General features: G+C 75.0%; 17 protein-coding genes and 2 tRNA genes. 8 read left to right on the forward strand and 11 right to left on the reverse strand.

Annotated features, from left to right (window positions below):
- Positions 1–28: 28 nt before the first annotated feature.
- The gene (locus tag TEK04_RS15915; RefSeq protein WP_336405335.1) at positions 29–1,453 is read right to left on the reverse strand and encodes an O-antigen ligase family protein; all 1,425 of its coding nucleotides are present in this window, start codon (positions 1,451–1,453) and stop codon (positions 29–31) included.
- A gap of 160 nt (positions 1,454–1,613) precedes the next feature.
- Between TEK04_RS15915 and TEK04_RS15920 the strand changes: the two genes are divergently transcribed.
- Positions 1,614–2,783, forward strand: a complete 1,170-nt coding sequence (locus tag TEK04_RS15920; RefSeq protein WP_336405336.1) for a GNAT family N-acetyltransferase — start codon at positions 1,614–1,616, stop codon at positions 2,781–2,783.
- A gap of 4 nt (positions 2,784–2,787) precedes the next feature.
- Here TEK04_RS15920 and TEK04_RS15925 read toward each other — a convergent pair whose 3' ends face one another.
- From TEK04_RS15925 to TEK04_RS15935, 3 genes are all read right to left on the reverse strand, one after another.
- Positions 2,788–3,888, reverse strand: a complete 1,101-nt coding sequence (locus tag TEK04_RS15925) for a glycosyltransferase (RefSeq protein WP_336405337.1) — start codon at positions 3,886–3,888, stop codon at positions 2,788–2,790.
- A 61-nt stretch (positions 3,889–3,949) separates the two neighbouring features.
- Complete coding sequence (locus TEK04_RS15930; protein ID WP_336405338.1) at positions 3,950–4,975, reverse strand: PHP domain-containing protein; 1,026 nt, start codon at positions 4,973–4,975, stop codon at positions 3,950–3,952.
- Between the two features lie 4 nt (positions 4,976–4,979).
- On the reverse strand, positions 4,980–5,540 hold the full coding sequence (locus TEK04_RS15935; RefSeq protein WP_336405339.1) for a DoxX family protein: 561 nt from the start codon (positions 5,538–5,540) through the stop codon (positions 4,980–4,982).
- A gap of 149 nt (positions 5,541–5,689) precedes the next feature.
- Here TEK04_RS15935 and TEK04_RS15940 point away from each other — a divergent pair, with 149 nt between their 5' ends.
- On the forward strand, positions 5,690–6,325 hold the full coding sequence (locus TEK04_RS15940; RefSeq protein ID WP_336405340.1) for a DUF8692 domain-containing protein: 636 nt from the start codon (positions 5,690–5,692) through the stop codon (positions 6,323–6,325).
- A 12-nt stretch (positions 6,326–6,337) separates the two neighbouring features.
- On the opposite strand, the gene TEK04_RS15945 is transcribed toward TEK04_RS15940, so the two are convergent.
- Together TEK04_RS15945 and TEK04_RS15950 are read right to left on the reverse strand one after the other, a co-directional pair.
- Positions 6,338–7,486, reverse strand: a complete 1,149-nt coding sequence (locus TEK04_RS15945; protein WP_336405341.1) for a glycoside hydrolase family 183 protein — start codon at positions 7,484–7,486, stop codon at positions 6,338–6,340.
- 111 nt (positions 7,487–7,597) lie between these two features.
- Entirely contained in the window at positions 7,598–8,539 is a 942-nt protein-coding gene (locus TEK04_RS15950) for an NADP-dependent oxidoreductase (protein WP_336405342.1), read from the reverse strand.
- Positions 8,540–8,628: 89 nt separating this feature from the next.
- Between TEK04_RS15950 and TEK04_RS15955 the strand changes: the two genes are divergently transcribed.
- On the forward strand, positions 8,629–9,111 hold the full coding sequence (locus TEK04_RS15955) for a MarR family winged helix-turn-helix transcriptional regulator (RefSeq protein ID WP_336405343.1): 483 nt from the start codon (positions 8,629–8,631) through the stop codon (positions 9,109–9,111).
- A gap of 3 nt (positions 9,112–9,114) precedes the next feature.
- Here the strand turns inward: TEK04_RS15955 and TEK04_RS15960 are convergent, their stop codons facing one another.
- A complete protein-coding gene (locus TEK04_RS15960) occupies positions 9,115–10,560 on the reverse strand; it encodes a bifunctional phosphatase PAP2/diacylglycerol kinase family protein (RefSeq protein WP_336405344.1) in 1,446 nt (481 codons plus the stop codon).
- 172 nt (positions 10,561–10,732) lie between these two features.
- On the opposite strand from TEK04_RS15960, the gene TEK04_RS15965 reads away from it, so the two are divergent.
- Positions 10,733–11,806 (forward strand): hypothetical protein, encoded by a 1,074-nt coding sequence (locus TEK04_RS15965; protein ID WP_336405345.1) that lies wholly within the window; start codon positions 10,733–10,735, stop codon positions 11,804–11,806.
- 75 nt (positions 11,807–11,881) lie between these two features.
- On the opposite strand, the gene TEK04_RS15970 is transcribed toward TEK04_RS15965, so the two are convergent.
- Positions 11,882–12,412 (reverse strand): CGNR zinc finger domain-containing protein, encoded by a 531-nt coding sequence (locus TEK04_RS15970; protein ID WP_336405346.1) that lies wholly within the window; start codon positions 12,410–12,412, stop codon positions 11,882–11,884.
- A gap of 140 nt (positions 12,413–12,552) precedes the next feature.
- Here TEK04_RS15970 and TEK04_RS15975 point away from each other — a divergent pair, with 140 nt between their 5' ends.
- From TEK04_RS15975 to TEK04_RS15990, 4 genes are all read left to right on the forward strand, one after another.
- Positions 12,553–13,734, forward strand: coding sequence for an MFS transporter (locus tag TEK04_RS15975; protein ID WP_336405347.1), 1,182 nt, complete (start codon positions 12,553–12,555; stop codon positions 13,732–13,734).
- 73 nt (positions 13,735–13,807) lie between these two features.
- A tRNA-Ser gene (locus TEK04_RS15980) sits at positions 13,808–13,896 on the forward strand.
- Positions 13,897–13,927: 31 nt separating this feature from the next.
- Positions 13,928–14,000, forward strand: a tRNA-Arg gene (locus TEK04_RS15985).
- Between the two features lie 220 nt (positions 14,001–14,220).
- On the forward strand, positions 14,221–15,324 hold the full coding sequence (locus TEK04_RS15990; protein ID WP_336405348.1) for an ABC transporter ATP-binding protein: 1,104 nt from the start codon (positions 14,221–14,223) through the stop codon (positions 15,322–15,324).
- 15 nt (positions 15,325–15,339) lie between these two features.
- Here TEK04_RS15990 and TEK04_RS15995 read toward each other — a convergent pair whose 3' ends face one another.
- From TEK04_RS15995 to TEK04_RS16005, 3 genes are read right to left on the reverse strand one after another with little or no spacing between them, the layout of a single operon-like run.
- Complete coding sequence (locus TEK04_RS15995; RefSeq protein WP_336405349.1) at positions 15,340–16,530, reverse strand: ROK family protein; 1,191 nt, start codon at positions 16,528–16,530, stop codon at positions 15,340–15,342.
- Between the two features lie 31 nt (positions 16,531–16,561).
- Entirely contained in the window at positions 16,562–18,028 is a 1,467-nt protein-coding gene (locus TEK04_RS16000) for an NAD-dependent succinate-semialdehyde dehydrogenase (RefSeq protein WP_336405350.1), read from the reverse strand.
- A 27-nt stretch (positions 18,029–18,055) separates the two neighbouring features.
- Positions 18,056–19,771 carry a chloride channel protein gene (locus TEK04_RS16005; RefSeq protein WP_336405351.1) on the reverse strand — a complete coding sequence of 572 codons (1,716 nt, stop codon included), beginning with the start codon at positions 19,769–19,771 and terminating at the stop codon, positions 18,056–18,058.
- Positions 19,772–19,828 lie beyond the last annotated feature (57 nt).

Genomic DNA, 19,828 nt, shown 5'->3' on the forward strand with positions numbered 1-19,828 from the left:
GCCGGAGGGCCGAACGGGTCAGGGCCGGTCACGGGTTGCTCCTGGGGTCGACGGCGGGCGGTCCGGTGTCGAGCATTGCAGTGCGGACGGCGGGACCGCCGTCCGAGACCTTGCTCGATACCTCCAACGGGTGACCGCCGTCCCACCGGATGCGATCGTCCTGTGGTGACGAGAGCAGGGACCCGGCTGCGGCGGTGAGACCCAGCACGACCCACAGGCCGGTGCCGACGATCGGGTTCCCGGCGGGCTGGTCGGTCAGGCCTTGTCCCAGCACTGAAGCCAGCGCACCGATGAGTCCGGCGGTCAGCGCGGCGTGCCCTGGCCTGGCCCCCAGGTCGACTCCGCTGACGGCTCGCACCCGGCGGGCGACGGCGACGACCAACCCGATGACGAGCACCAGCGCGAGGAGCCCGAATGCTCCTTGTTCGCTGGTCACCGCCAGGAACAGGGAGTGGGCATGGGCCGCCGGGTCGCTGCGCAGGACGGACTGGTCGGCGACCGACTTCTCCGCGAACGCGCCGGGCCCGGTACCCAGCAGGGGGGACTGGCCGATCTGGTGGATCGCCTCGGACCAGATGGCGGGGCGTTCGTCGTAGGGGTTGCTGGGTGCCGTCAACGAGTCCAGGCGCTTCAGGAGGAGCTGGAGGACGGGGGTGTTGCCAGCCACGGTCGCTCCCGTGGCCAGCAACACCAGCCCGGCGGTGGCAGCTCGCAGCACCGGGCGCCGCAGACCGGGCAGCAGGACGACGAGCACGGCAACCCCCGCGGCGGCCCCGATCCACGCCCCACGGGAGAAGCTCAGGGCCAGCCCGACGGTGGCGCCGACCGCGGCTGCGCGGCACGCCCAGATCCACGCAGTCCGGCGATGGGCCACCGAGCAGCCGACGGCGATCAGCAAGGTGGCGGCACAGAACGCGCCGAGCTCGTTCGGTTGGGTGAAGACCGATGTCGCGCGACCCTCGACGACGTTCCCGCCCAAGGCTCCGCGGAGCTGGCCGAGGTCGGCCACGGCGATGAACCCGACGGCCCCGCCCACGAGGGCCAGCGTCGTGGCGACGAACCTGAGGGCTTCCCAGGTCGTGCACGTGCGGCTCAGCGCCCAGGCCACACCGAGCCCGAAGAGGTAGGTGGTCGCCACGACCAGCGAACGTGCAGGAGCCACCGACATGGTGGTGGACAGGAACGCCGAACCCACGAACACGCTCAGGGCGAGGATCAACCAACTCCCGCGCCGGCCCAGCTCTCGTCGGAGGGCGAGCGCGACGACGACGCCCACCGTCGCGGCGACGGACACCAGGTGGACCAACGACTGCGAAGCGATGCTTTGGTCGCCGAACGGTAGCAGCACCACGAGTGCCACCAGGAAGAGCACCGGAGCCTGTAGCCCGGCACGCACCGCAGCCGCACCGACGACGAGGGCCGCAGGAGCGAGCAGCACGGCGACGGACAGCACGACACCTCCCTGCCGGTCCCGCCCGGGTCGGCGACGGACCAGGATCGAGGGTAGGTCGGCCGTCGGTCACCAGCGGCCCCGACGGCGGTTCCCTCATCCGCTGGGGTGGAGTACCGGGTCCTCCGCCGGTGGCACCACCGCGGTGCGGGAGTATCCAACGATGCCTCTCGCGGACCCCACGGTCACCGTCCTCACCAGGCAGGACGAGCTCGACGCCCTCGCCCCGGCGTGGGACGCCCTGTGGCACCGGACTCCGGGCGCATCTGCCTTCCAGCACCACGGATGGGTCGCTGCATGGGCGCGGCACCACGTCGACGACGGTGACCTGCGCGTGGCCGTCGCCACCCGCGGGGACGACCTGGTGGCAGCGGTCCCCTTGCACCTCGACCGGCGAGGGCCGTGGGCCGTCCTGTCACCGTTGGGCGGGGTGGTCACCGACATCACCGACCTGCTCGTCGAGCCGGGCTTCTCCGCGTGGGACTCGGTGACCGGAGCGCTTCGCCGGCGTCCGGGCTGGTGCAGCATCGACCTGCCCGAGGTGCTCCCCGGCGCGGCCGCGCAGGAATGGGCCCGGTCGTGGCCCGGAGCGGTCCAGCGATGGACGGCCTCGACGTTCCTGACGCTGCCCGTGGCATCCGCGCAGCCGGTCGAGGCACTGCTGGCCCGGGCGCCTGGGCGCACCGCCAACACGCTCCGGCGCAAGCTGCGGAAGGTTGCTGCTGCGGGGGTCGCCGAGCGACGTGTGCCGGCCGAGGACGTCCTCCCGGCCGTCGCCTCCTTCCTGACCTTGCACGAGGCGCAGTGGGCCGGTCGTGGTGTCGTCCCGGCGCACCTGACCGACACCTTCCGGGCGTTCCTGGTCGACGCACTGCGTCGGCTGGTCGCCGACGACGTCGCGGTCCTGACGGAGTTCAGCGTGGACGGGGACGTGCTGCTGTCCCAGATCGACCTGATCACCCAAGACGCGCTCGCCTACTACTTGGCGGGGATCAGCCCGCGGCTGCGGCAGCTCCTGGACACCTCGTGCCTGCTGGTCTCGCACGACGTCACCCTGGCTGCCGACCGCGGCGCGGTCACCTACTCGATGCTCCGTGGGGACGAGGACTACAAGATGAGGTGGCGCCCGGACATGACCCGGTCGGAGCGGTTGGTGCTCGGTCGACCTGGGTCCCTGGCCGGGCGCGCGCACATCATCGCCGCCGCGTCCCGGCGCGCCGCGGCGTCCGTCGTCCACCGTGGGCGGGCTCGCCTCCCCGAGCTCGGCGCCCGGTTGCGCCCCGCGCCCCGTAACTCGGACGACGTGGCGTCCCCACTGGGGGCGCGCGGCTGACGGTTCAGCGCGACGGGCCACCCGGGCGCGCGACCAGTGCACGCAGCTCTCTGTCCCAGCGGCCCAGCGCTGTTCGCAGGTCGAAGTGCTCCTCGACCCGCCGCCGGGCCGCGAGCCCGGCCATTCGCGCGGATCCTGGGTCGGACAGTCGGGCTGCGACGGCCGCGGCGAGCGCCGGGACGTCTCCGCACGGGACGACTGCGCCCGTGTTCCCGAGTGCATGGGCCATGCCGTCGACGTCGAAGCTGACCACGGGGCGGCTCGCCGCCATGGCCTCGAGGGGGACCAACGCGGCGCCCTCCCAGCGCGACGGGACGACGACGACGTCGGCCGCGGCCAGCAGAGCCGGCACATCGGTCCGCGCGCCGGTGAACACGACGTCGGCCGGCGCCCGCGCACGCAGCGCCGCAGCGCTGGGCCCGTCGCCGACCACCAGCAGGCGGGCGTCCGGGACTCGCCGGACGATCTCCGGCCACGCGTCCAGCAGCAGGTCCTGGCCCTTCTGCGGCGCGAGCCGGCCGACGCACACGGCGGTCGGGGCCTCGTGGAGGCCCAGGTCGTGCCGCGCCTGCACCGGGGTCGGCCGGTCAGCCGTCCCGAGCTCGGTGCCGTTATCGATGACGACCGCCGGAGCGCGCACCCCGGCGGCGCGCCCCCGGGCGAGCTCGGCGGAGCTGACGCAGACCACCAGGTGCGTCCATCGGCTGGCCCAGCGTTCCCACCGGCTCGCCGCCAGCGCCAACGGACCCTGCACGGAGGAGAACGACCATGCATGCGGGACGACGACGGTGGTCCGGCGTCCCCGTACCGCCAGCCGGCCGGCCATCCCTGCCTTCGCTGAGTGCAGGACCACCAGATCGGGATCGACGCGGTCGACGATGCGCCCGAGGCGGACGGCTTCCCCGATCGTCCCGGGCCCGGGACTGCGGGCGGCCTCCCACGTGTGGACATGCCCGCCGTCGGCGAGCACGAGCCCGCCGAGAACCGACCGGGACGGGCTCGCGGTGTGCACCTCGTACCCACGCCGGACCTCGTCCGACACCAACGCCGAGACCACGGCCGGGACGCCGGCGTCCAGCGGTTGGCTCACATGCAGGATGCGCATGTCCACCTCCGATACCGGTTGTCCGACCCTCCCAGCTTGCCAGCCCGGGTGCGGGGTCCGTTCAGGCCAGCAGCTCTTCCGCCGTCCGGGTGTTCACGACCCGGTCGGCGGTGATGCCGGCCGCGGCGGCCCGCTCGCAGCCCGCACCCTGCCAGTCGAGCTGGCCGGGGGCGTGGGCGTCGGTGTCGATGGCGAACTCGCAGCCGAGGTCGGCGGCCAGCTGCAGCAACCGGGACGGCGGGTCCAGCCGCTCGGGGCGGGAATTGATCTCGACAGCGGTGCCGTGCTCGACGCAGGCGCGGAACACCGCCTCGGCGTCGAACGCGCTCTCGGGACGCGGCTTCTGCGACTTCCCGCCGCGCTGGGTGCGCTCGACCAGCAGCCGGCCGGTGCAGTGCCCCAGGACGTCGGTGTGCGGGTTCTCGACCGCGGCCAGCATGCGCGGGGTCATCTGGGACGCCGGGGCGCGCAGGTCGGAGTGCACGCTGGCGACCACGACGTCGACCCGGGCCAGCAGCTCGTCGGTCTGGTCGAGCGACCCGTCGGCGTTGATGTCGCACTCGATGCCGGTGAGGATCCGGAACGGGGCCAGCTCCTCGTTCAGCTCGGCCACCACGTCGAGCTGGCGGGCCAGCCGCTCGGCGGTCAGGCCGTTGGCCACGGTCAGCCGGGGGGAGTGGTCGGTGAGCGCCAGGTACTCGTGGCCGATGCCCATCGCGGCCAGCGCCATCTCACGGATCGGGCTGCCGCCGTCGGACCACTCCGAGTGCGTGTGCAGGTCACCCCGCAGCGCCCGGCGCAGCTCGCCGGCGGCACCCTCGAGCTCGACCGGCGGGTGCTGCGCCACGAGGTCGGCCAGGTAGTCGGGCTCCTCGCCCGCGTGCGCCTGCACCACCACCGCCGCGGTCTTCGCGCCGATGCCCTTGAGGTCGGTGAGCGTGCGGGTGGCGATGCGGCGGTCCAGCTCGGCGTCGGACAGGCCGCCGACGACGTGAGCCGCCGTCCGGAAGGCGGCGACCCGGTACGTGGGCTCCCGGGCACGCTCCAGGAGGAACGCGATCCTCCGGAGCGCGTCCGCGGGTGCCACTGGATCAGACCCCGACGGACTTCTTCGCCGACTTGGCCTGCTTGGCGGCCTTCTTCTGCGCCTTGGCCGCCTTCTTGGACGCCTTCTCGTAGTTGGCCTCCGCCGCGGCGATCGCCTTGTCCGACGCGCGGCGCACCCGCCACCCGGCCGACGGCTTGCCCTCGGTGTCGACGGCGGCCAGCAGCAGCCCGCCCAGCAGCCCGGCGTTCTTCAGGAAGTGGGCCTGGTTGCTGAACTTCTTCTCGTCGTCGGTGTCCTCCCAGAACCGGTGACCGGCCAGGGTCGTCGGCACGATCGAGGCGGCCAGCGCGAGGGCCGAGATGCGCGGGAAGCGGCCGAGGGCGAACAGCACACCGGCGCCGACCTTGATGCCGGCGTCGATCTTGACCCACTGCTCGGTGTCCTGGGGCACCTCGACGGGCAGCTGCTCCTGGGCGGCCTCGGCGATCTGCTGCACCACCGGCTTGGCCCCGGGGACGCGGCTGCCGGGGTTGCGCAGCGTGTCGACACCCCCGTAGACGAACGAGGAGGCAAGCAACGGACGGGCGATCCTGCGGACCAGCATGGGAGACCTCTTTCCCTCGACGGCAGTCGGCGGGTGCCGTGCCCGGTGCGGGCGGCGGCCAACCCTCGCCGCGACCGTAGTGACCCCGGGCCGCGGCCGCCCGGGGAAGCCCACAGCCAGCCCAGGGCCGGAGCAGTCACACTGAGCGGATGACCACCACCGCGCCCGGGCCCGGTCGGGTGCGCGACGACACCTGGATGTGGGCCCTCGTCGGGCTCGCGCTCGGGTTGTTCTCCCTCGGGTTCGTCGTCCGGTGGCGGTGCTCGGTCGGCCGGTGCGCCCTCGGCGGGAACGAGTGGCTGTTCGACCTCGACGCCGTCGGCGGGCTGCCGCGGCTGTTCACCACCTCGCTGTTCGTGGCCGCGACCGTCTGCGCGGTGCGGGTGGCCGCCCGCTCGGCCGGGCGCCGCGCCCTGTGGTGGGCCGCGGTCGCCGCCGTCGGCGTCGGGCTGGTGTTCGCCAAGCTCGCCAGCGCCCACTCGGTGCTCGAGCGGGTCGACGGCGCGGGGCTGACCCTGGCGGTGGGCAGCCTGGCCAGCGTGGTGGGGCTGCCCGTGCTGGGCTGGCTGGGCCGGGCCTGGCGGGTGCCGGGCTCGCGCGACGTCGTGCTGGCGCTGGCGGTGTACGCCCTGGCCGCGCTGGGCCTGGACCGCGTCACCGGACTGGTCGCCGGTCTGGACCCTGGTCCGCTCCCGGTCGCCGCCGCCACCTTCGTGGAGGAGCTCGGGGAGGCCCTCGCCGCGCTCGCGGTCCTCGTCGTCGTCCGCCGGCTGCCGCAGCGCTGAGCCGGCCGGCGGTCAGGGCGTGACGGTGACCGGCAGCCGCCACAGCGAGTGACTCGTCCCCTGCTGCTCGGCGATGCCCAGGTAGAGGAACGCGTCGGCACCGGTGACCTGGTCGGAAGGAGCCCCGGGGCTCAGCAGGCTCGGGTACGAGACGAAGGCCAGGCCGCCGATCTCGGGTCCCTCGATGTCCAGCAGCTGCTGGGCGGGTGCCCATGTCATGAGGTCCGCGGAGTGGGTCCACCAGAAGCCGTCGCGGCTCTCGAACACCATGAGGTAGGCGTCGAGGGCGGTGTTCCAGCTCACCGACGGGTACGCGGCGTAGATGCTCCGCTCCCCGTCGCCTGGGCGGCCGACGACCGGGGTGCTGGGTCCGCCGTCGGGCGGGCTGTCGAACGCCCCCCGGTGCCACTTGCGCCACGCCGACGGCGACCCCACCTGGGCGAGCGGAGCCCGGGCGACATGGATCTCATCGGGGGCGTCGAGGGTGAGGTCGACGTAGAAGACGTGGACGTGATCACCGGCGACGACGGCGCAGGGGGTGCCGGCACCGGTGGCTTCGCGGGGGGCCGGGCCGTCCTCCCGGGGTACCTGGCCGGCAAGCACGACCCCCTGCCTCTGCCACGTCAGGCCGCCGTCGGTGGAGGAGGCGAGACCGATGGTCTGGAAGAAGGGCACCAGGTCGTACGTCACGCCGTCGAAGGTGTGGTTCTCGCCGTGGTACACCAGCCACAGGGTGGACCCGTCGGCGTCGAGGAGCACCGCCCCGGGCCCGCTGTAGTCGCTGTCGAAGGCCTCTGTGCCGCCGGCGGGCACCAGACCGGCGGCGGCGTCGCCGTCGGGGTCGCGCCGAGCCGGTGAGAAGCGGGCCAGGTCCGGGCTGTCCAGGGCCACCGTCCGACCCGACCCGGCGGGCAGACCCGTGGCGAACCACACCCGGGAGGCGTCACCGACCGGCTGGTAGCTGAGGTGGCCGTCCGGGAAGTTGAGCATCCCGAACCAGCCCACAGGCAGCACCTCCGCGCGCGCTCCGGTGACCTTCACCGACGGCTGAGCCGGGGGGCCCACGGCGGGGGGAGTGGGAATGGTCCGGGTGCAACCGACCGCCGCGGCGGCGGCCACGGCGCCGACCGCTGAAGTCAGCACGGCGCGCCTGCTCAGCATGGGCTCCAGTGTGCCGTCACGCAGCCGAGGGCCCTCCTGTCCGCCCGGCCGGAGGACGTGCCCGGTGGCGTGTGCCGTCCTCCGGCCGGGTGTCCGACCTGCTCGCCGTCCTCAGCGTTCCTCGATCAGCACCACGGTCTTCCCCGGCAGCCGGCCCTCGGCGGCCCGGCGGTGCACCCCGGCCAGCTCGGCCAGCGGCACCCGGTCGGCGACGTCGACCCGCAGCTCACCGCGGTCGACCCGGGCGACCAGCTCGGCGAGCTGGCCGGCGTCGCTGCGCACGAACACGTCGACCCCACGGACGCCCCGCTCGGGGTCCGACGGTGCGGGCATCCACACCGTCGTGCTCACGACGGCCCCGCCGGGGCGCACCAGGGCGGCCATGGCGGCCAGCTGCCCCGGCTCGACCGGGGCCAGGTTGAGCACGAGGTCGACCGGGTCACCCAGGTCGATGGCGAGGTCGGCGGCCGGGTCGAGCACGTGGATGGCCCCCAGGGCCCGGACGGCGGCCGCGGTGCGCGCGCTCGCCGTGGCGACCACCTGCGCTCCCGCCGCCACCGCCAGCTGCACGGCGTAGCCCCCGACGGCGCCGCCGGCACCGGTGACCAGTACCCGCTGACCGGCGGTGAGGGCGCCGTGGTCGAACAGCGCCTGCCACGCCGTGAGGCCGACGAGGGGGAGGGCGGCGGCGTCGGCGAGCGGGACGGCGGTGGGCGCGGCCACCAGCACCTCGGCCGGCACGACGACGAACTCGGCGGCGGCGCCGTCGGGGACCATCGGGACGAAGCCGACCACCGCCTCGCCGACCTGCCGGCCCGTGACGCCGTCCCCGACCGCGTCGACGGTGCCCGCGACGTCGACCCCCGGGACGTGGGGCAGCGAGACCGGGAACGGCCCGGTCATCGCCCCGGCGCGGATGTTCCCGTCGATGCCGTTGAACGAGGTGGCCGCGACGCGCACCCGTACCTCGCCCGGGCCCGGGACGGGGAGGTCGACCTCCTCGAGCACGAGGACCGACGGGGAACCGAACTCGTGGAACCGCACTGCCTGCACGACGACCTCCTGGTTGATTCGAATTCGTAGCACCTCGAACGTTAGCAGTGATTCGAATTCGTAGCAAGCGGCCGGTAGGGTGCTCTGTCGTGGCCCCCCGAGACCCGCTGTCGCCGGCGCAGCTGGAGACCTACTTCGCCCTGATGGAGACCGCGAGCCTGCTGCAGTACGCGGTCGAGCAGCAGCTCAAGGCCGACGGACCGCTGAGCTGGGTGCAGTTCCAGGTGCTGGCCGGGCTCGCGCTGGGGGAGCGGCCCAGCCAGCGCATGACCGACATCGCCGACCGCGTCGTCTACAGCCGCAGCGGGCTGACCTACCAGGCCAGGGTGCTCGAGGACCGCGGCCTGGTGACCCGCAGCGCCGACCCCGACGACGAGCGCGGCACCGTCGTCGCCGTCACCCCCGCCGGGCGCGCCCTCGTCGAGCAGGTGCTGCCCGGCCACGAGGCCGTCGTCCGGCGCGTGCTGCTCGACCACCTCGACGCCGCCGACGGCGGTGCGCTCACCCGGCTGCTGCAGCGCCTGCGCGACCGCATGCGCCAGGCGCCCCCGCGCTCGGCCCGCCGGCGATGACGCTCAGCGCAGGCGGTAGACGACCAGCCGCTGGCGCTTGGTGAACACGAACTCGGTGCCCGCGTCGCCGGTCTCGCCGTCGTAGGCCACCGCCTGCGGGCCCGACAGCGACCGCACCGTCAGTCGCGGCACCTGGAACTGCCGGTAGGAACGGCTGCGCTCGCTGGCGCCCAGCAGGGTGGCCAGCACCGCGCGGGTGCGGCCCCACCGCAGGTCGGCGCGCAGGTACTGGACGTCGAGCAGGCCGTCGTCCAGCGCCGGGCGCCACGCCGGGGACAGCCCGCGGGGGGTGTAGACGCCGTTGCCGACGAACAGGATCCAGGCGCTGGTCCGCCGTCCGTCCACCTCCAGCTCCACCGGCTGCCCGGTGCGCAGCACCTGGCCGGCGGCCACCGTCAGCGCCAGCCACGTGCCCAGCTTCCCGCGCAGCGCGTCGCGGCGGCGCACCATCTCGGGGTAGCTGCCGATGCTGGCGGTGTTCAGGAACGGGACCCCGTTGACCGCCGCGACGTCGACCAGCACGCCGTCGCCGGCCTCCACCGCCCGCGCCGCCTCGACCGGGGTGGCCACCCCGACGTCGCGGGCGAAGTGGTTGAGCGTGCCGGCCGGCAGCACCGCCAGCGGCAGGCCGTGCGCCAGCGCCACCGCGGCCGCCGCGGCCACCGACCCGTCGCCCCCGGCCACCCCCAGTGCGCGGGCGCCGGCGCGCACCGCCTCCTCCAGCACGTCGGTCACCGAGTGCTCGTCGTCGATCTCCACCACGACCGCCCCGGGCAGCAGTGCGGCGATGTCGGCAGCCGGGTCGTAGTCGGCCCGGCCCGACCGCGGGTTCACCGCCACGTGCAGCCCCGCACCACCGGGCAGCGCCGGTGCCCGCTCGGTCGGCCGCACCCGCGCCGGGGTGCTCGGCCGCACCGGCCACCAGTGCCGCGTGGCCGCCGCCACCGCCCCGCCGACCGCCATGCCGGCCAGCACGTCGCCCGGGTAGTGCACGCCCACGTGCACCCGCGAGTACCCCACCCCCAGCGCCACCGGGGCCACCAGCGCCCCCGCCCACGGGCTCTCCATCGCCACGCCGGTCGCGAACGCCGCCGCCGACGCCGAGTGCCCGCTGGGGAAGGACAGGGTGTGCGGTGTCCGGTCCAGCACCCGGTCCGCCGCCGCGGCCCCGGCCGGGTCGGGCCGCACCCGCCCGAACACCGGCTTGAGGACGACGTTCACCAGCGCGCTGGACACCAGCAGCGACCCCAGGCCGCGCGCCGCCGCCCGCCTGGGCGCCCCTTGCTTGGCCCCCAGCGCCAGACCCACCGCCAGCCACAGCTTGCCGTGGTCGGCGGCCTGGCTCAGCTGCCGCAGGACGCCGTCCGCGCGGCTGGCCGGCAACCGACCGATGCGGGCCTGGAGGCGGGCGTCCCACCGGCGGGCGGCGGCGCGGGAGAGGCGGGGCACGCGCGGCACGCTAACCCCCCGGCCCGCCGGAGGCGTCGTGGGACGGCCACCGGGGCGTGGGTGTGGAGGAGGCACCCCCTCCGGGTGAGATCGCACCCCGGGGGGTGAGGACGACGTCCGGGCGGGTCGATGGGGAACGAGACCGACCGCCACCCGATCGAGGGATCCTCCCGTGCGTACCCGCCTCCGCCTGCTGCCCCTGCTCGCCGCCGCGCTCGTCGGCGCCGTCGCCGTCGCCGGTCCCGCCGCGGCGGACCCGGTGCCGAGCAGCGCGTCCAGCACCGCCGCGAGCACCACGACCGCCGCGCCGACGACGTCCGCCCCGGTGACCTCGACGCCGGTCACCTCGTCGCCGGTGACCTCGACGCCGACCACGGACAGCACCCCGAGCACGCCCGCGGCGCCCACCACCACCGCGGCCCCCACGCCCGAGCCGGTCCCGGTGCCCACCCCCGAGCCGACCCCGGTGGCGCTGCCCACCGCCGCGCCGACCTCGGCCCCGGCGCCCGTCGCCGCACCGTCCTCGACCACCCCCCGGCCGGGTGCCCGGCCCGCCCCGGTCGCCGTCGACGTCCCGGAGCAACCGGCCACCGGAGGGTCGGTCGAGGCCGGCACCGCCACCGCACTGGCCGCCGAGGCCGCCACCGTGGCCCGCGCAGGTGCGCAGTCCGCCGCCGAGGCCGAGGCCGGCGCCCTGCTGGTCGAGGGCTACGTCGCGCGGGCGCACCGGGTCGCGGTGCTCGACCTCGGGGCCCCGACCGACGTCGTCGACACCGCGCTCGCCGAGGCCCGCACCCTGCAGCAGCTCGTCGCCGACCAGGGCGCAGCGGTCGCCGACTCCCTGGCCGCGGCCCAGCAGGCGCACGCCGCGGCGGAGGCCCTGCTCGACCAGGTGCGCGCCCTGCCGCAGACCGCGGCCGGCGTCGCCGAGCAGACCGGCTACGCCCAGCAGGTCGTGGCCGCCGCGCAGGTCTCGATGGACCGGGCCAGCGCCTCCGTCGCTTCCGTCGCCGCCGCGGTCACCCCCGTGGAGGACGCCGTGGCCACCCTGTCGGTGCGCGCCGAGCGGGTGGACCCCGCGTCGGCGTCCGAGCCGCTGCCCGACGCGGCGGCGGTCTACGCGCTCGGGGCGGTCGTCGTCCTCGGGTTCGGCGTGGCCGGGGCCGCCGCGATCAGCGCGCGCCGCACCACGGTCCGCCGCCGCATGGCCGCCCGCCGGGCCGCGCACCGCGCCGCCTTCGCCTGAGGAAGGACCTGGTCGCCCCCCACGACACGCTCCGCGCGTCGCGGGCCCCTTCGACCAGGCCGTTCCAGCACGTCGTCAGCCCTTCTGGCGGGCGCGGTAGGCGGCGACGGTGGAGCGGGACGAGCAGGTGTTGGAGCAGTAGCGCCGGCTGCCGTTGCGCGAGGTGTCCAGGTACACGTTGCCGCAGCCCTCGGCCGCGCAGACGCCCAGCCGTTGCCACCCGTGCTGCACGACCACCTGCGAGAGCCCCATCGCCACGGTGGTGGTCAGCTGCTCCAGCGCCCCGGCCTCGGGGGCGGCGTAGTGCAGGTGCAGCGACCCGTCGTGGTCGGTGGCGTAGGGCTTGGGGGTGGCCAGCGCGAGCAGCGCGTTCAGCCGCTCGACCACCTCGGCCTGGGACTCCGCCAGCGCCACCTGGCGCACGAGGTCACCGGTCGTGCCGGCGGCCCGGGACTCCGTGCGGGTGAGCGCCAGCTCCGTGCCGTCGGTGAACCACTCGTGGTGCGCCGCGCAGAAGGTCGACGCCCAGCCGTCGCCGGCCTGGTCGGCGTTGGCGAGGTCCACCGCGAGCTCGAGGGCGTCCGAGCCGTAGCCGTCGTAGTCCATCTCACATCCCTGACTGGGTGTAGGCGGTCATGGTGCTTTGACTCCCTACGCACGATCTCGTAGCGTCAGGAATGCGTAGGGACCCAACGCGGGTTGACCCCCTACGATTCCTCCCGAGAACGTCCGAAGTGAGCTCAGTCATGCGTCAGTACCTCACCGTGTGGCGGCTTCCCTCCGCGCCGGTGCTGCTCGTCGCCGGTTTCGCCGGCCGGTTGCCGTCCGCCATGGTCCCCCTCGCGCTCCTGCTGCTGGTGCAGCAGCAGACCGGGTCCTACGCCGTCGCCGGCCTGGCCTCGGCCACCTACGGCGTCGCCATGGCCGTGATGGCTCCGGTGCTCGGGCGACTGGCCGATCGTCGCGGACCCCGCCTGGTCCTGCTCACCCAGTCGGTCAGCTACCCGCTGCTGCTGGCGGTACTGGCTGCCGCGGTGCTGACCACCACGAACACGGCGGTCATCCTGGCCGCCTCGGCCGCGGCCGGGTTCTCCACGCCGCTGGTCAGCGGGACGGTGCGCGCCCTGTGGTCGCGGGTCGACCCCCGCGTGCGGCCCACCGCCTACGCCCTCGACGCGACCACCACCGAGCTGGTCTTCGTCGCCGGCCCCACCACCGTCGCCGTGCTCACCCTCCTGGCCAGCCCGGTCGCCGCCATCGCGCTGGCCGGCGCCTGCACCGTCATCGGCGCGCTGGGCATCGCCTTCTCCGGGGCGATGCGCGCGTGGCGGCCGGTGGTCGCCGTCCAGAAGAGCCTGTTCGCCACCGTCACCGTGCCTGGCATGCCCCGGGTGCTGGTCAGCGGCACCGCGCTCATGCTCGGGTTCGGCGCGATCGAGGTCGCCGTCCCCGCGTTCGCCGACGCCGCCGGCTCGCCCGGGCTGTCCGGCGTGCTGCTGGGCGTCTGGTCGCTCGGGTCGGTCGCCGGCGGGCTGTGGTTCGGCGCCCGGGTGGTCTCCACGTCGCTGCCGCGGCTCTACCGCTGGGGCCTGCTCGGGACGACGATCGGCATGCTGCCCCTCGCCGCCGTGTCCAGCCCGCTGCTGCTGGGCGCCCTGCTCTTCCTCGGCGGCACGGCCATCGCGCCCACGCTGACCGTGCAGAGCTCGCTCGTGGGGTCGATCGCCCCGGCCGACGCCACCACCGAGGCCTTCACCTGGCTGTCCACCATCGCCTTCGGCGCCTCGGCCATCGGGGCCGCGGTCGGCGGGGCGCTGGTGGAGACCCGCTACGGCGTCGGCGGCGCGTTGGTGCTGGCCACGGCCGCGGCGGCGCTGGCCGTCGTCGTCACCCTCGTGCCCGGACGACGGGTGCCCGCGCTGGCCTGAGACCCCCTGCAGCACCGGGGGCGGACGCTGGTATCGTTCGTCCTCGGTGCTTCCGGGGAGACCTGGGGGCCCGGGAGGCTTCGCCTAGTCCGGTCTATGGCGCCGCACTGCTAATGCGGTTTGGGTTTTGGCCCATCCCGGGTTCAAATCCCGGAGCCTCCGCGCCACACAACTGAACACCAGCACGACCCACGCACCCGTAGCTCAACGGATAGAGCATCTGACTACGGATCAGAAGGTTAGGGGTTCGAATCCCTTCGGGTGCACGTCAGGTTGAGACAGCCGTCGGCCCCCGCACTCCACGCGAGTGCGGGGGCCGACGTCTTCCCCGGGTCGAGTGCTGGAGCTTCCGCGACGGAAGCCACGGCGTCGGTGGGGTGCCGCAGTGCCCGTGACGGTGGTTACGGTGCTGCCCGCGCCGGCCGGGAGTGCTCACGGTCACAGCGTCGAGCCCGCCGTCCGTCCCGAGAGAGGAACCACCCCGCCATGGCGTCGATCACCTACGACAAGGCCACCCTGCAGTACCCCGGTGCCGACAAGCCGTCGGTCAATGCCCTGGACCTCGAGATCGCCGACGGCGAGTTCCTCGTGCTGGTCGGCCCCTCGGGCTGCGGCAAGTCGACGTCCCTGCGCATGCTGGCCGGCCTGGAGGACGTGACCGACGGGGCGATCCGGATCGGCGAGAAGGACGTCACGCACGTGCCGCCGAAGGACCGCGACATCGCGATGGTGTTCCAGAACTACGCGCTCTACCCGCACATGACCGTCGCGGACAACATGGGCTTCGCGCTCAAGATCGCCGGCATGGGGAAGTCCGACATCCGCACCCGCGTCGAGGAGGCCGCGAAGATCCTCGACCTCACCGAGTACCTCGACCGCAAGCCCAAAGCCCTCTCGGGCGGCCAGCGCCAGCGCGTGGCCATGGGCCGGGCCATCGTCCGCAACCCGCAGGCGTTCCTCATGGACGAGCCGCTGTCCAACCTCGACGCCAAGCTGCGCGTGCAGACCCGCACCGAGATCGCCGCGCTGCAGCGCCGGCTGGGCACCACCACCGTCTACGTCACCCACGACCAGGTCGAGGCCATGACCATGGGCGACCGGGTCGCCGTCCTCAAGGACGGCTACCTGCAGCAGGTCGACACCCCGCGCAACCTGTACGACAAGCCCGACAACGTCTTCGTGGCCGGGTTCATCGGGTCCCCGGCCATGAACCTGGTCGAGGTCTCGCTGACCGCGGAGGGCGCCACCGTGGGCGGCCGGACGGTGCCGCTGCCGCGCTCGGCCGTCGCCGCGCTCTCCGCGCAGGGCCAGACCACCGCCACCGTCGGGTTCCGGCCCGAGGCCACCTCGCTGACCTCGAGCGAGGACGGCGTCCCCTTCGAGGTGGCCGTGGTCGAGGAGCTCGGCTCGGACGCCTTCGCCTACGGCAGCTTCCCCGGCGTCGCGACCGAGCCCGGCCGCGACCAACTCATCACCGTGCGCATCCCCGGCCGGGAGGTGCCCCGCAAGGGCGAGACGGTCCACCTGCAGGTCGTCCCCGACGAGCTGCACGTGTTCAGCACCGAGACCGGCAAGCGCGTCTCCGAGTGAGGTGCGGCGGGGGCCTCAGTGGCCCCCGCCGAGCCACCGGTCGGCGGCGAACGCCCGCACCGCGGCCCCCGCGGCGCCGCGGGCGGGCGTGCCGGGGTCGTGGTCGCGCACGGTGAACTCGATGCCGGCGGCCCCGCGCCGGCGGTGCTCGTCGACGGCGGCCTGCAGGCTCTCGTAGCCCACCACCGCCAGGTCGGCCCCCTCGCCGTCCACGACCACCTGGGTCACCCCGGTGGTGGCGGTGAGCAGCCCGACCACCCGGCCCAGGTGGGCGGCGGCGTCGTCGACCACCCGCCGGGCGCGGACCACGCCGTCGACGGCGTCGACCAGCAGCTCGCGCCAGGACGTCGGGCGGCCGTAGGCCACGTGCGCGGCGGCCAGCAGCGCGGGCACGGTGACCAGCGCCGCGGCGCACCCCCGGTGGCCCTGCGGGCAGCGCGGGCCGCCGGGCTCCAGGGGCAGGTGCCCGACCAGGGTCGGGTCGGGCAGGTGCACCTGCCGGTCGCCGACGACCAGCCCGTGACCCACCTCGGTGCCGAGGGTGAGCAGGGCGAAGGCGGGGTGCTCGCGGCCGACGCCGAACCAGTGCTCGGCGGCGGTGAGGCAGGCCAGCTCGTCGCCGACGACGACGTCCCCGCCGGTGCGGGCGGCCACGAGGGCGGCCAGGTCCACCGGGGTGCGCCACCCCAGGGCGTCGGCCTGCAGCACGCGCCCGGCGGGGTCGACCACCCCGCCGAGGGCGACCCCCACCCCGGACGGCCCGCCGTCGGTGCCCACGGACGGCGCGCCGTCGGCGCCCACGGACGGCCCGCCGTCGGTGCCCAGCTCCGCCACCAGCCCGGCGACGGCGTCGGCGACCTGCTCGGGACCGGTGCCGGCGAGCGGACGGCGGGCCCGGCGGAGCACGGTGGCGCGCAGGTCGGTCAGCACCGCCCGCGCCCCGCCCGCGTCGACCCCCACCCCGACGAACCGGTGCCGGTCGAGCACGATGTCGAGGGGGCGGGTGGGCCGCCGGGTGACCGGGTCGGTGACCGGCGGCGTCTCCACCAGCACGCCGCCGGCCAGCAGCGGGGCGCCGAGCCGGGTCAGGCTGCCCGGCGACAGGCCGAGGGCGCGGGCGACCGCCCCGCGCGGCAGCGGCCCGTGCCGCAGCACATGGCGGGCCACCTGCGCGACGCTGTCGTCGGGTGCGGCCGCGGTGGTCACGGCGGTCACGGTAGCGACCGCCGCTCCCGCGTCAGAGCGGGAAGCTGACGTACTTCGTGGTCAGGTACTCCCCGATGCCCTCGTGGCCGCCCTCGCGGCCCAGGCCCGACTGCTTGACGCCACCGAAGGGGGCGGCGGGGTCGGAGACGACGCCGCGGTTGATGCCGACCATGCCCGACTCCAGGGCCTCGGCCAGCCGCAGGCCGCGGGCGAGGTCGCCGGTGTAGACGTAGGCGACCAGGCCGAACGGGGTGGCGTTGGCCAGTTCCAGGGCCTGCTCGTCGCCGTCGAAGGTGGTGATCGGGGCGACCGGGCCGAAGGTCTCCTCGGTCAGCGCGGCCGAGCCCACGGGCACGTCGACGAGCACGGTGGGCGGGTAGAAGAAGCCCGGCCCCTCGGGTCGGGTGCCACCGGTGAGCACCCGGGCGCCGGCGCCGACGGTGTCGGTGACGATGCGGTCGACCTTGGCCACGGTCTCCTCGTTGACCAGCGGGCCGAGGGTGACGCCCTCGTCGGTGCCGCGGCCGGTGGTCATGGCGGCCATGCGCTGGGCCAGCTTGTCGGCGAACTGCGCGGCCACCGGGGACTCGACGTAGAACCGGTTGGCCGCGGTGCAGGCCTCGCCGCCGTTGCGCATCTTGGCCAGCATCGCGCCGTCGACGGCGGCGTCGAGGTCGGCGTCGGCGCAGACGAGGAAGGGTGCGTTGCCGCCCAGCTCCATCGAGCTGACCAGCACCTGGTCGGCGGCCTGCCGCAGCAGGATCTTCCCGACCTCGGTGGACCCGGTGAAGCTGATCTTGCGCACGCGGTCGTCGGCCATGGCGGTGGCCACGACGTCCTTGGCGTTCATCGTCGGGACGACGTTGACCACGCCGTCGGGCACCCCGGCCTCGGCGAGCACCTGGGCCAGCAGCAGGGCGGTGAGCGGGGTGTCCTCGGCGGGCTTGACCACGCTGGTGCAGCCGGCGGCCAGGGCCGGGCCGAGCTTGCGGGTGAGCATCGCGGCGGGGAAGTTCCACGGGGTGACCAGCAGGCAGACCCCGACCGGCTGGTGGGTGACCACGGTGCGGGTGCCGCCGGCCGGGGCCACGCGGTAGTCACCGTCGATGCGGACGGCCTCCTCGGCGAACCAGCGGAAGAACTCCGCGGCGTAGGTCAGCTCGGCCTTGGCGTCGGGCAGGGCCTTGCCGTTCTCCAGGCTCATCAGCCGGGCGAACTCCTCGGCCCGGTCGGTGAGGATCTGGAAGGCCCGGCGCAGCATCTCCGAGCGCTGCCGGGGGGCGGTGGCGGCGAACCCGGGCAGGGCGGCGGAGGCGGCGTCGACCGCGGCGGTGACGTCCTCGGTCGTGCCGTCGGCGACCTGCGCGATCAGCGAGCCGTCGGCGGGGTCCAGGACGTCGAAGGTCGCCCCCGACGACGCCGCCCGCCACTGCCCGCCCACGAGCAGACCGGTGGGGACGGGGGAGTCGATGCCGGCGAGGGTCACGGTGGTGGTCACGCCGCCCATCCCAGCACGTCGCGGCGCTCAGCGGGGGCGCAGGGCGGCCAGCACCGCGTCGGCGGTGAACCAGCCGACCACCCGGCCGTCCTCGACCACGGCCACGCCGGCCACGTCGTGGGTGTCCAGCAGGTCCAGGGCGCGGTCCACCGTGCTGTGGGGGGTGGTGGTGGGCCGGCTCTCCACCAGGTCGGCCAGCGACGGCGGGACGGCCGACCCGGCGAGGGCCTCGGCGACGGCCCGGGCGGGCAGCACGCCGAGGTAGCCCGCGTCGTCGGCGACCGGCAGCTCGGCCGACCCGGCGAGGGCGTCGGCGGCCTGCTGCGGCGGGGTGGTCGCGGGCAGCACGGTGGGCACCGGGAGGGCCAGCGAGGCCACGGTGCGCCCGGCCGCCCACGACGCGGCGGGCGCGTCGAGGTCGACGCCGCGGCGGCGCAGCTTGGCGGTGTAGATGCTGTCCCGCGAGAGCCGGTGGCTGATGCCGGTGGCCAGCACGACGGCGGCCATCAGTGGCAGGATCAGCGAGTACTCGCCGGTGAGCTCGAAGACGATGAGCACCGCGGTGATCGGCGCCCGCGCGGCGCCGGCGAACACCGCGGCCATGCCCACCAGAGCGAAGGCCCCCGGCGCGCCGGTGACCCCCGGGGCGAGGGCCGCCGCGGTCTGCCCGACGGCCGCACCCAGCGCGGCGCCGAGGAACAGGCTCGGCGCGAACACCCCGCCCGACCCGCCGATGCCGATCGTCAGGCTGGTCGCGACCGCCTTCGCGACCAGCAGCAGGAGCAGGAAGCCGACGGCGTACCGGCCGGCGACGGCGTCCCCGAGCACCGGGTAGCCCACCCCGTACATCTGCGGGACGGCGAGCAGCAGCAGACCGAGCAGCAGACCGCCGGCGCCCGGGCGCAGCCACTCGGGCCCGCGCCAGACCCGGTCGCAGAGGTCCTCGACGGCGTACAGGACCCGGGTGAACCCCACCCCGACCAGGCCGGCCAGCACGCCGAGGCCGGCGAAGAGGGCGTAGGTGAGCAGGTGCGGCACGGTGAAGTCGGGCAGGTCGAGGAACGCCTGGCTGCCCAGCACGCTGCGGCCGACGACGCTGGCGGTGACCGCGGAGACGACCACCATGCCGAAGGAGCGGGCCGCGAAGTCGCGCAGCACGATCTCCATCGCGAACACCACGCCGGCCAGCGGGGCGTTGAAGGTGGCGGCGATCCCGCCGGCGGCGCCGCAGGCGACGAGCAGCCGTTGCCGGTCCTCGGCCACCCGCACCAGCGTGCCCAGCGTCGAGCCGAGCGCGGCGCCGATCTGGACGATCGGGCCCTCCCGCCCCACCGACCCGCCGCCGCCGATGGTCAGCGACGAGGCGAGCGCCTTGACGGCGGCCACCTTCGCCGGGATGCGGCCGCCGTGCCGGGCGACCGCGACCATCACCTCGGGCACGCCGTGGCCCCGGGCCTCGCGGGCGAACCGGTGCACGAGCGGCCCGTACAGCAGGCCGCTGACCACCGGGGTCAGCAGCACGAACCACCGGCCCCACCCCAGCCAGCCGTGCGGTGCACCGGGGGTGGCCGCGTAGTCGTCGGTGCCGGTGAACACGTGGGTGAGCACGGTGATCAGCCCCCGGAAGGCGACCGCACCCGCCCCGGTCGCGAGCCCGACGAGGAGGGCGAGCACGAGCAGGCCGGTGTCGGTGCCGCGCAGCGCGCGAGCGGCCCGGGCGGGGACAGGACGGAGGACGCTCACGACGCCCCATGATGCTCTCTTGGCGCAACAGTTGCACTGTCACAACGGTTGCCCGAC

It is taken from the genome of Klenkia sesuvii (genome assembly GCF_037083825.1).
In the GTDB taxonomy this organism is placed as follows: Bacteria; Actinomycetota; Actinomycetes; order Mycobacteriales; family Geodermatophilaceae; genus Klenkia; species Klenkia sesuvii.

Coding starts and splice junctions, on each gene's coding strand:
- TEK04_RS15920 (WP_336405336.1), top strand. CDS start 1,614: ATGCCTCTCGCGGACCCCACGGTCACCGTCCTCACCAGGCAGGACGAG.
- TEK04_RS15925 (WP_336405337.1), bottom strand. CDS start 3,888: ATGCGCATCCTGCATGTGAGCCAACCGCTGGACGCCGGCGTCCCGGCC.
- TEK04_RS15935 (WP_336405339.1), bottom strand. CDS start 5,540: ATGCTGGTCCGCAGGATCGCCCGTCCGTTGCTTGCCTCCTCGTTCGTC.
- TEK04_RS15940 (WP_336405340.1), top strand. CDS start 5,690: ATGACCACCACCGCGCCCGGGCCCGGTCGGGTGCGCGACGACACCTGG.
- TEK04_RS15945 (WP_336405341.1), bottom strand. CDS start 7,486: ATGCTGAGCAGGCGCGCCGTGCTGACTTCAGCGGTCGGCGCCGTGGCC.
- TEK04_RS15970 (WP_336405346.1), bottom strand. CDS start 12,412: ATGGACTACGACGGCTACGGCTCGGACGCCCTCGAGCTCGCGGTGGAC.
- TEK04_RS15975 (WP_336405347.1), top strand. CDS start 12,553: ATGCGTCAGTACCTCACCGTGTGGCGGCTTCCCTCCGCGCCGGTGCTG.
- TEK04_RS15990 (WP_336405348.1), top strand. CDS start 14,221: ATGGCGTCGATCACCTACGACAAGGCCACCCTGCAGTACCCCGGTGCC.